This window comes from Methyloglobulus sp., from assembly GCF_964779595.1.
Map to the genome: position 1 here is coordinate 1 of NZ_CBAROL010000055.1, position 9,064 is coordinate 9,064.

The 9,064-nt window shown below is 46.5% G+C and carries 11 protein-coding genes and 1 pseudogene; 8 read left to right on the forward strand and 4 right to left on the reverse strand.

All coding sequences use genetic code 11. The features are described from left to right. Nucleotides 1–182 (reverse strand): hypothetical protein (locus AC1YY3_RS12380; RefSeq protein ID WP_482194524.1); only part of this gene is annotated, 182 nt, incomplete at its 3' end. A gap of 214 nt (nucleotides 183–396) precedes the next feature. On the opposite strand from AC1YY3_RS12380, the gene AC1YY3_RS12385 reads away from it, so the two are divergent. Then, the gene (locus AC1YY3_RS12385) at nucleotides 397–999 is read left to right on the forward strand and encodes a hypothetical protein (protein WP_481825130.1); all 603 of its coding nucleotides are present in this window, start codon (nucleotides 397–399) and stop codon (nucleotides 997–999) included. Between the two features lie 197 nt (nucleotides 1,000–1,196). On the opposite strand, the gene AC1YY3_RS12390 is transcribed toward AC1YY3_RS12385, so the two are convergent. Further along, the gene (locus AC1YY3_RS12390; RefSeq protein ID WP_481825131.1) at nucleotides 1,197–1,400 is read right to left on the reverse strand and encodes a hypothetical protein; all 204 of its coding nucleotides are present in this window, start codon (nucleotides 1,398–1,400) and stop codon (nucleotides 1,197–1,199) included. Between the two features lie 145 nt (nucleotides 1,401–1,545). Here AC1YY3_RS12390 and AC1YY3_RS12395 point away from each other — a divergent pair, with 145 nt between their 5' ends. Next, nucleotides 1,546–2,295: an HAD family hydrolase gene (locus tag AC1YY3_RS12395; RefSeq protein WP_481825132.1), complete on the forward strand. Its 750-nt coding sequence runs from the start codon at nucleotides 1,546–1,548 to the stop codon at nucleotides 2,293–2,295. An 84-nt stretch (nucleotides 2,296–2,379) separates the two neighbouring features. Further along, nucleotides 2,380–2,886: a DUF1993 domain-containing protein gene (locus AC1YY3_RS12400; RefSeq protein WP_481825133.1), complete on the forward strand. Its 507-nt coding sequence runs from the start codon at nucleotides 2,380–2,382 to the stop codon at nucleotides 2,884–2,886. Between the two features lie 57 nt (nucleotides 2,887–2,943). Here AC1YY3_RS12400 and htpX read toward each other — a convergent pair whose 3' ends face one another. Then, nucleotides 2,944–3,819: a protease HtpX gene (gene htpX, locus AC1YY3_RS12405; protein ID WP_481825134.1), complete on the reverse strand. Its 876-nt coding sequence runs from the start codon at nucleotides 3,817–3,819 to the stop codon at nucleotides 2,944–2,946. 78 nt (nucleotides 3,820–3,897) lie between these two features. Between htpX and AC1YY3_RS12410 the strand changes: the two genes are divergently transcribed. Together AC1YY3_RS12410 and AC1YY3_RS12415 are read left to right on the forward strand one after the other, a co-directional pair. Further along, the gene (locus AC1YY3_RS12410) at nucleotides 3,898–5,049 is read left to right on the forward strand and encodes a PQQ-dependent sugar dehydrogenase (protein WP_482194525.1); all 1,152 of its coding nucleotides are present in this window, start codon (nucleotides 3,898–3,900) and stop codon (nucleotides 5,047–5,049) included. Then, nucleotides 5,049–5,642 (forward strand): NUDIX domain-containing protein, encoded by a 594-nt coding sequence (locus AC1YY3_RS12415; RefSeq protein ID WP_481825136.1) that lies wholly within the window; start codon nucleotides 5,049–5,051, stop codon nucleotides 5,640–5,642. The genes AC1YY3_RS12410 and AC1YY3_RS12415 overlap by 1 nt, the downstream gene beginning before the upstream one ends. A 210-nt stretch (nucleotides 5,643–5,852) precedes the next feature. On the opposite strand, the gene AC1YY3_RS12420 is transcribed toward AC1YY3_RS12415, so the two are convergent. Then, nucleotides 5,853–6,434 (reverse strand): cation transporting ATPase C-terminal domain-containing protein, encoded by a 582-nt coding sequence (locus tag AC1YY3_RS12420; RefSeq protein WP_481825137.1) that lies wholly within the window; start codon nucleotides 6,432–6,434, stop codon nucleotides 5,853–5,855. Between the two features lie 85 nt (nucleotides 6,435–6,519). Here AC1YY3_RS12420 and tnpA point away from each other — a divergent pair, with 85 nt between their 5' ends. The 3 genes and pseudogenes from tnpA (at nucleotide 6,520) to tnpC (ending at nucleotide 8,888) form a co-directional block, all read left to right on the forward strand. Beyond that, complete coding sequence (gene tnpA / locus AC1YY3_RS12425) at nucleotides 6,520–6,804, forward strand: IS66 family insertion sequence element accessory protein TnpA (protein WP_481825138.1); 285 nt, start codon at nucleotides 6,520–6,522, stop codon at nucleotides 6,802–6,804. Beyond that, nucleotides 6,792–7,100 (forward strand): IS66 family insertion sequence element accessory protein TnpB, encoded by a 309-nt coding sequence (gene tnpB, locus AC1YY3_RS12430; RefSeq protein WP_481825139.1) that lies wholly within the window; start codon nucleotides 6,792–6,794, stop codon nucleotides 7,098–7,100. The genes tnpA and tnpB overlap by 13 nt, the downstream gene beginning before the upstream one ends. A 118-nt stretch (nucleotides 7,101–7,218) precedes the next feature. Continuing rightward, nucleotides 7,219–8,888, forward strand: a pseudogene (gene tnpC, locus AC1YY3_RS12435) (IS66 family transposase). Nucleotides 8,889–9,064: the final 176 nt, after the last annotated feature.

Below are 9,064 nucleotides of genomic sequence, written 5' to 3' on the forward strand. Positions count from 1 at the left end.
AAAACCGCGAAAAATAGCCAAGGGTTTATGAAAAATGGCGAGATAAATGCGTATTTCAGCCGAATACCGCCCATTAAGGTGAATGCCAATTCAAAAAAATCGGCTTTTGACCAGTCAGCCGGAGTTTCTGCTGTTTGTGCAAAGGTCTCGAAGTATAAGTAAATATGTTTTTTATAATTCAATTATAAGGAAGCTCTAAAAACCTTATCTCATCTGGGATGATGATAAGATTTTTAAGTTTATAAAGGTTTCCTATTTTTATTCGAGCGTTTTTTAAGTTTAGGCTAAAAGAGAATCACAATGAATCAACTACTATCGATAGTAAGATTAGTCTTACCAGCGCAAGTCCGAAGCCATCTTCGTCAAATACATCGTGATTTCGTTTTCAAACGAGCCATGAAACATTTCATAAAAGATCCCAGTGCCTGCACACAACCTGGAAATAAAACACTCAATGATTTGATATACGGCTGGGGTAATGAGTCTTGGAGTGCTTTAGATGAATATCTTGCCTGTTGCATTGACCATGCTTTGAATACGCAAGGACCTGTATTGGAATGTGGCTCTGGTTTGTCCACACTCTTGCTCGGAGCTGTTGCCAAGAAGCGCGGTCATCAGCATTGGGCACTTGAACACACGCCTGAATGGGCCGTAAGAGTACAAAAATATTTGGACAATTACCAGCTTGACTCGGTAATCCTATCCACCAAGCCTCTCAGAGATTATGGTGATTTCAGTTGGTACGATGCACCGTTAGAAAAAATGCCTGCTAATTTTTGCCTAGTCATCTGTGACGGCCCTCCTGCTAATACTAAGGGTGGACGGCATGGTTTAGTACCCATTATGAAGGATCGATTAACATCAGGTTGCGTAATACTGTTAGATGACGCTGGCCGAACAGAAGAAGTTGAAATCGCAACGCGTTGGGGGAAAGAGCTTAATTCCTCTTTTAAAATTGAAGGCATAAGCAAACCGTATATAAAGATGGTTGTGGTCTAATGGCGTGACACAATGACCAACCCCCAACACCTACGCGCGCATTATTGGGGTTCGCCAGTGGTCATAGTCCAGAGACTCGAACACCGAAAATCAATGTTGCCATCTGCAAAGGCTGTGCGAAACGTCGCAAGTGACTAAAAATATCGACAAATAGCTCTACCAATTGTGAATGTAATATTCAAACCAAGATTTTAAGATTATTTTTCCACAGCTTTTGGATTGGCTTCATTCTCGGCGGCTTTCATTCTTTCAGCGGCAAGTGCTGTCGCTTTATTGATGTCGTCCGTTGTTTTATCGATAATCTGTTTAGGTGCCTTACCCGCAGTAGCCAAGGCTTGCTTTTCTTGTTCACAGGCTGTTAGTGCAAACAAAGCCGTACAAAGCAGTAATAGTTTACGCATTTTATTCTCCTAAAACGTTTTAAGGTGCTAATAATTCATGAAAAACAATCTTCTTATAGTGTAGCTGAATTACCCTATTTCACACCTCGTTAGTCCGCCAGTTACAAGAGGCTATTTCTCACGCTTAGTTACTGTTAGCCCAAAAATGAACAATTCGATTATTTATGCACTGGATTTTGACGGCGTTATCTGCGATAGCGCGGTTGAAACGGCGATTACGGGCTGGAAAGCCGCCGCCCAGATTTGGGATGACATGCCCAATGTTGTTCCGCAAGAGATGATAGCTCGCTTCCGGGCAATCAGACCCATTATTGAAACGGGCTACGAAGCCATTTTGACCATGCGCCTATTGTATTTAGAAGAATCAATCGAGTCTATTTACAGTGATTATGGCAATAAAATTAATAACTTAATAAAAGATAGTAAAATCACCGTTGACGATTTGAAAGCATTATTTGGCGAAACCAGAGATATTTGGATTGCTAACGATTTGGCTGATTGGCTTAATATGAATCCTTTATTTGATGGCGTGGCGGAAAAATTACGCCAGCTTGAAGAACGACATTGGTTTGTGGTCACTACTAAACAGGAACGTTTCGTCAAACAAATTCTCAAAGCTAATGCAATTAATCTAGCAGACCAGCAAATTTTCGGGCTGGATCGTAATATGAGCAAGGTTGAGGTATTAAAAGGGCTTTTAAAAACCCATCCCGACGAAACTCTGGTTTTTGTGGAAGACCGGCTACCGACATTGCTTAATGTTTTGAAAAATGACGGGCTAGCAAGTGTTAAACTAATTTTTGCGTTGTGGGGTTATAACACTAACCAAGATAAGGCCTTAGCAGCAAAGCAAGATTTTACTTCGTGCTATCTTGACGATTTTTTAGAACAATAATTGGCGTTGAAAACGTAAAAAGCGCCCATCACCCTAGCGCTCTCTCAAAGAGAGAGATTTCGTTGCCGTTACCTGGAGAACATTATGTCACTCAATATGTACCAAGCCTCTATCCCAGTTTTTATCCGTATGTTAGGTAACTTATCCGTGCTACTTAACAAAGCGGTCGCTCATGCTGAGGCGAGAAAAATTGATCCGTCCATCTTTGTTAATGCTCGTCTAGCTCCCGATATGTTGCCGCTAAGTCGGCAAGTGCAAATTGCTACGGATATGTCGAAAGGCTGCGCGGCTCGGCTTGCAGGCTTGGAAGTACCCAGTTATGAAGATAATGAAACCACATTTGCCGACTTACAAGCACGAATCACCAAAACTATCGCTTTTTTGCAATCTGTCAGTGCAGAGCAAATTAACGGCAACGAAGAACGCATCGTGATGTTGAAATTGCGCGGCAAAGAAATCAGCTTCTTAGGTCAGCCTTATTTGCTTGACTTTGTGCTACCCAATGTCTATTTCCACATCACCACAACTTATGCAATTTTGCGTCATAACGGCGTGGAAGTTGGGAAGATGGACTATATAGGCAGTTATTGAACAGGCTCTAAGAGAAGCACCGGACAGATTACTGTCCGGCAATCAGCAAAACTGGAATTATTTGGCGTTTTGCAAAGCGGCAATACGTTCTTCCAAAGGTGGATGGGTCATGAACAGTTTTTGTATGCCACCGCCGTTGATGCCGAAAGCGGCGAATTGTCCAGGTAATTCTTCTGCTTCATGACCGCGCTGCAATGCACGTAAGGCACCAATCATCTTTTCCTTTCCCGCCAAATTCGCGCCACCAGCATCGGCATGGAATTCACGATAACGTGAGAACCAGCAGACCAGCATAGATGCCAGGAATCCCAACGCGATTTGGGCAATCATTTGTACTAAGTAATAGCCCATGCCAACGCCACTGCGTTCATCATTGCCTGATAAAGCGCGATCTACGACGTGACCTATTATAGTGGCGAAGAAGTAAACAAAGGTATTGAGTACGCCTTGCATCAAGGCCATCGTCACCATATCGCCGTTGGCAACGTGCGTTATTTCGTGCCCAACCACGGCTTCGACTTCATCGGGTGTCATGCTTTGCAACAAGCCCGTGCTGACGGCGACCAGTGCGTTGTTCCTGTTCATGCCAGTTGCAAACGCATTAGCGACTGGTGCTTGAAATATACCCACTTCCGGCATACCGATACCCGCTTTCTGGGCTTGTTTGGTGACAATATCGACCAGCCATTTTTCGGTCTGGTTTTGGGGTTGGGCTATGACTTGTACGCCCATAGAAGACTTAGCCATTGTTTTCGACATTGCCAGTGAGATCACCGAACCGGTCACGCCGATGACGGCGGACATCATCAATAATGCCCCTAAATCAAGTCCTTGGGCATTTACATAACCGCTTAATCCTAACAGGTTGAAAAGAATGCTAATAACGATCATTACCGCGACGTTAGTAGCTAAAAACAGTAAAATTCGCATCATGGTGTGACCTCTTTGTTGTGTTGTAATGCCGTTATGGGGATTGAATATGTGAAATCAACACCCGTTTAGAATGATATTATGACCATAAGTTTAGTTGAGGAGGAAATTTCGATGAACCTAGCCAAAACCACGCTTATACTTTCGCTTTTATTTAACACAGGTTTGGGCTTTTCACAACCTGGAAACCATCAAAACCTGCTAAAACACCTACATGTACCGGACGGGTTCAAGCTATCCGTGTTTGCCGACAATCTACCGAATGCACGTAGCCTGGCGTTAGGCGACAACGGTATTGTATTTGTTGGCACGGGCGCATCCGGCAATGTCTATGCGACCGAAGATTCCAACCACGATGGTGTTGCCGATAAAAACTATCTCATCGCAAGCGACTTATACATGCCAAATGGTGTGGCTTATAAGGATGGCGCATTGTATGTGGCTGAAATAAATAGGATTATTAGGTATGACGGCATTACCAAATCCCTGAACACGCCACCAAAACCTGTTGTAGTTTACGATAAATTCCCTTCCGACAAGCACCATGGCTGGAAATACCTGCGCTTTGGGTCGGACGGCAAGCTCTACACCGCCATTGGTGCGCCGTGCAATAACTGTAAGCCCGATAAGCCTTATGGGTCATTGATAAGGTTAAATTCAGACGGCAGCCGTTTTGAAATCATTGCCACAGGTATCCGAAATACCGTCGGTTTTGACTGGCAACCCGAAACGAACGCCTTATTTTTCAATGAAAATGGCCGGGATTACCTGGGTGACGATGCGCCGCCCGAAGAACTGAACCAATGGTCAAAAATAGGCGACCATTTCGGCTACCCTTATTGTCATGGTGGCAAGATTCCTGATCCCGAATTTGGCAATGAAAAGTCCTGCCGCGAATTTATTCCCCCAGTTTGGACGTATAACGCCCACAACGCACCGTTAGGCTTGCGGTTTTATCGCGGCAAACAATTTCCTGCCAATTATCAAAACCAATTGTTTGTGGCGCTACACGGCTCTTGGAATCGCACCCAACCGGATGGTTATAAGGTGATATGGGTCAAATTCAAGGATGGCAAACCGGTTTCGGATAAAGCCTTCATCAGCGGATGGCTAACTGAAACCAACGAAGTGTTGGGAAGGCCGGTCGATATTTTGGACATGCCGGACGGCAGCTTATTGGTTTCCGATGACCATGCCGACTTGATCTACAGAATTGAATACAAAAGAAAATAATGGAAAGAAAGTTTGAAATCATCGGCAAAGAGCTGGTTTACGACGGTTTTTTCGTCATGGAAAAATACCGCGTTAAACATACCTTATTTGCGGGCGGATGGAGCGGGGAGATCAGCCGCGAACTGTTCCGCCGTAATAATTGTGTGGCAGTCTTATTGTACGATCCCGATGCTGATAAGGTCGTCTTGCTTGAACAATTTCGGGTCGGCGCAATGGCAAACACGGATCGGGCGTGGCTGGTGGAAATCGTCGCTGGTGCAATTGATGAAGGCGAAACCCCTGAACAAGTCGCTCACCGCGAATCAAAAGAAGAAGCGGGGTGTGACATTCTAGAATTAAGGCTAATCAACTGCTTTTACACCACACCGGGTGGTTCATCGGAGCAAATCAGCCTATTTTATGGCAGGGTAGACAGTACCCAAATCGGCGGCATTCACGGCTTGGATCATGAAGACGAAGATATTCTAGTCTATACCGTACCCTTCGAGGAAGCCTATAAAATGCTGGAAAATGGCAAGATCGAATCCGGCATACCGATTATCGCAATACAGTGGTTGGCGTTGCACAGGCAGGGTATAAGACTGAGTACTTGAATGAAAATTAATCCCAAACAGAAAAATTCAACTCACTGCAATGATTTTTATTTAGACATTAGGGGAATTGACTATTCCGACTGACGCGATTAAATGCAAATATTTCCCTCAGCTTCCGGCTCGTTGGTATTGCCCCGAGTGTAAAGCCAACATGGCTATGAGTGCGCGAAAGTTGTTGACCCGCTTCATTATTAAGGGTAATTGAAAAACTTATATTTTTATTGCCCAGTAAGACACTCTTTTAGTCACTTCGACTATTGCCAGATAGACCACCACCATCATCGCCAGGGTGGCATAAAACTGGGCTGGTGGTGGCACGAAACCGAAATACGTCCCTGCAAGGGTGAAAGACAATGCCGCTGCGACAGCCACTACAGTGAGCGATGTCAACACCAGAATCAGATGGGCGCGGCTATTGAATGGACTGCCACGAGTACGGATGATAAAAATAACCAAAATTTGGGTACATAAGGACTCGACAAACCAGCCAGTTTGGAACAATGCCTCATTAGCGTTCAACACGACCAACATGACGTAAAAGGTAAGGAAATCAAACAACGAACTGATGGAGCCTATCACCAGCATAAAATTGCGGATAAAGTTCATGTTCAGAATCCGAGGCTTGCGAAGTTCTTCTTGGTCTACTTCATCTAACGAGATTGGCACTTCGTAAAGATCGTACAGAATATTGTTAAGCAATATCTGTGTCGGCAACACCGGCAGAAAAGGGAGGAAAAGCGCCGCTCCCGCTATGCTGAACATGTTGCCGAAATTAGAACAGGTACCCATCATGATGTACTGTAAGCGTCCAGCACTTCCATCTTAACAAACCACCTAAAGCCCTTCATGGTCATCCTTTTTGCAATGAGGGTAAGAAATGGCAATACCTAAACATTGGCGACAATATATAGAGCTGTGGCAAAACAGCGACCTGTCACAAGCAGGCCATTGCCTACAGGAAGGTTTGAACCGCAAAACATTTTCAGCCCGTTTATCTGAATTACGTAGTGACCCTACGTCCTCAGCGGTGTTAATACCGATACAGGTTGAAGCGATATTATCGAGCCATATCGTCTTACACCATGGCAAAGGTCACTGGTTGGAGTTGCCGCCCACAGTGTCAGCTACCTGGCTGGGTGAGTTATTAAGTTGCCTGGACTAATACCGAACCCCGACCGGATTTGGTTGGCGGTTGCACCGGTCGATATGAGGCGGGGCATAGTCGGCTTGTCGTCAATCGTCCAACAATCCTTGGGTCATTCACCGTGTGCGGGTTCGGTGTTTGTGTTCCGGAATCGGCCAGGCAACCGGCTACGGCTTTTGGTCTGGGACGGCAATGGCGTTTGGTTGTGCCAGCGGCGGTTACATCGGGGCAGTTTTGTTTGGCCCAAAGTGAATGATGCGTGTTTTTCGATCAGCGAAGCACAATGGCAATGGTTGGTAGACGGAGTAGACTAGTAGCGGTTATCGACTGTTTCCTAGGTGGGTTGACAGGTATGAAGACAACCTTTTCATAATCCGGTTAAAATGCTGTAACACACTGTAAAAAAGGTCTTTAAAGGGTTTTCATGGTAAAATAACAACCCTGAAAGCACTTGACCAATTGAACCTTGATCCTGTCGCCAAAAAACAGGTGGAGGCGATGGCTCGGGCACTGCTCGATGAGACCCAGCAGACCGCGTCCGTGCAGTTGCAAGCCAAGGAGGTTGCGCTACAGGACAAAGCTATTGAACTGGCCGCCAAAGCTGCCGAGATCGCGCGCAAAGACTTCAAGATCGAAGTGCTGACCCATGATGGTCTATTACAAGCGTATCCGTTTTAACGCTAAGAATGAAGCGTTGTCGGTACTGCAGCGGGACGTGTTTGAGGAAACCTGGAATACCGATGTATCCGCCATAGCGGCTGAAATCGAACAACTGGCTGATGGGCAGCCAAGCGACACGATAGCCAAACTCAAACGCCCCCGTGCAGACCGTCGGCACACTTGCCACGTATTGAACATCGCCATGAATCTGACTCTTGCACCTGTGGACGGTGCGGCAAGGCCTTGGTCATGATTGGTGAAGACATTACCGAGCAACTGGACGTAGAGTCCGCCAAGTTTTTTGTCCATTGGCATATCCGGCCACAATATGCCTGCAGGTCTTGTGAAACGATCACGGCAGCACCGATTCCGCCCGCCGTGATTGATGGCGGCATGGCTGCTATCGGCTTGTTGGCTTGGGTTATGGTGGGTAAGTTTGTCGATCATTTGGCGCTTTATCGTCTGGAACAGATGGCTGTCCGCGATCAAGTTATCTTGTCCAGGTCTACCTTGGCCGACTGGGTGGGGCGTGTTGGCCTGACCTTGCAGCCTTTAGCAGACCGGTTAGCCTGGCATTTGCTGCAAGGCAATACGATCCATGCGGATGAGATGCCAGTGCCACAGCTTGACCCCGGTAGGCTTACCTTTGGGCGTACCGTAGCAACGATTTACAACCCAATCCCAGGCTCATTGTCTTCGTCTATCAGAAAGGCTGGGGTGGTGAACATGCCAAGCAGTTTTTGGGCGACTGGCAAGGTCAGCGCATGGTTGATGGTTATGGCGGCTATAAGGCCTTGTTTACCGACAATCGAACTGGCGTTGACAACCAGCCGTTGGCTCCTTGTGTTGAACTGGCGTGCTTGGCACATGCCCACCGTAAATTTTTCGATTTACATCAGGCGAATGGTAGCCCAATGGCGTGGTAAGCATTGCAGCGCATTGGCAGTCTGTATGCGCTTGAAGCGGAAGCCAAAGGCCTCAGCATTGCCGCCCGCCAGGAACTGCGCTTGGAAAAAAGCCAGCCCATCCTGAAAGCGCGGCATAGTTGGCTGATCCAAACTCGCGTTATGACTGCCGACGGCGGCGCTTCCGCCAAGACCTTGGACTACACACTGAAACGTTGGCCTGCATTGATCCGCTATGCCAGCACGGGTCATTTGCCCATCGATAACAACGTCGTCGAAAATTGTATCAGGCCAATTGCTATCGGAAAAAGAAATTGGCTGTTCGCCGGTTCTGAGTGGGCAGACCAACGGGCGGCAGCCATTCAAACGCTTTTTGGTACGGCTAAACTCAATGGCATCGACCCTGCCGCATGGCTGAAACAAACGCTGGGAAAACTTCCCATCTGGCCAAATAGCAGGATCGACGAATTACTACCTTTGACACCGGAATTCATCGTAGAGCTAAATCAGAAACAGCCTGTTAAACCAATGTGGTAGGGATACGCGCTTACAGTTTAAGGCTGACAACCTCTCTGATCAGTCGTTACCCGCTAGTTGTCTGGCATAAAAAAACCCAAGGTGTTGAGGCCTTGGGTTTGGGTGTTAAGTGCTTGGCAATTCCCTACTTTCACATGGCAAACTGCCACACTATCATCGGCGCTAAACGGTTTCAC

Bases quoted from the DNA above. Each gene is read 5' to 3' on its own strand.
- AC1YY3_RS12385 (WP_481825130.1), top strand. From the start codon at position 397: ATGAAACATTTCATAAAAGATCCCAGTGCCTGCACACAACCTGGAAAT.
- AC1YY3_RS12390 (WP_481825131.1), bottom strand. From the start codon at position 1,400: ATGCGTAAACTATTACTGCTTTGTACGGCTTTGTTTGCACTAACAGCC.
- AC1YY3_RS12395 (WP_481825132.1), top strand. From the start codon at position 1,546: ATGAACAATTCGATTATTTATGCACTGGATTTTGACGGCGTTATCTGC.
- AC1YY3_RS12400 (WP_481825133.1), top strand. From the start codon at position 2,380: ATGTCACTCAATATGTACCAAGCCTCTATCCCAGTTTTTATCCGTATG.
- htpX (WP_481825134.1), bottom strand. From the start codon at position 3,819: ATGATGCGAATTTTACTGTTTTTAGCTACTAACGTCGCGGTAATGATC.
- AC1YY3_RS12410 (WP_482194525.1), top strand. From the start codon at position 3,898: ATGACCATAAGTTTAGTTGAGGAGGAAATTTCGATGAACCTAGCCAAA.
- AC1YY3_RS12415 (WP_481825136.1), top strand. From the start codon at position 5,049: ATGGAAAGAAAGTTTGAAATCATCGGCAAAGAGCTGGTTTACGACGGT.
- AC1YY3_RS12420 (WP_481825137.1), bottom strand. From the start codon at position 6,434: ATGATGGGTACCTGTTCTAATTTCGGCAACATGTTCAGCATAGCGGGA.
- tnpA (WP_481825138.1), top strand. From the start codon at position 6,520: ATGGCAATACCTAAACATTGGCGACAATATATAGAGCTGTGGCAAAAC.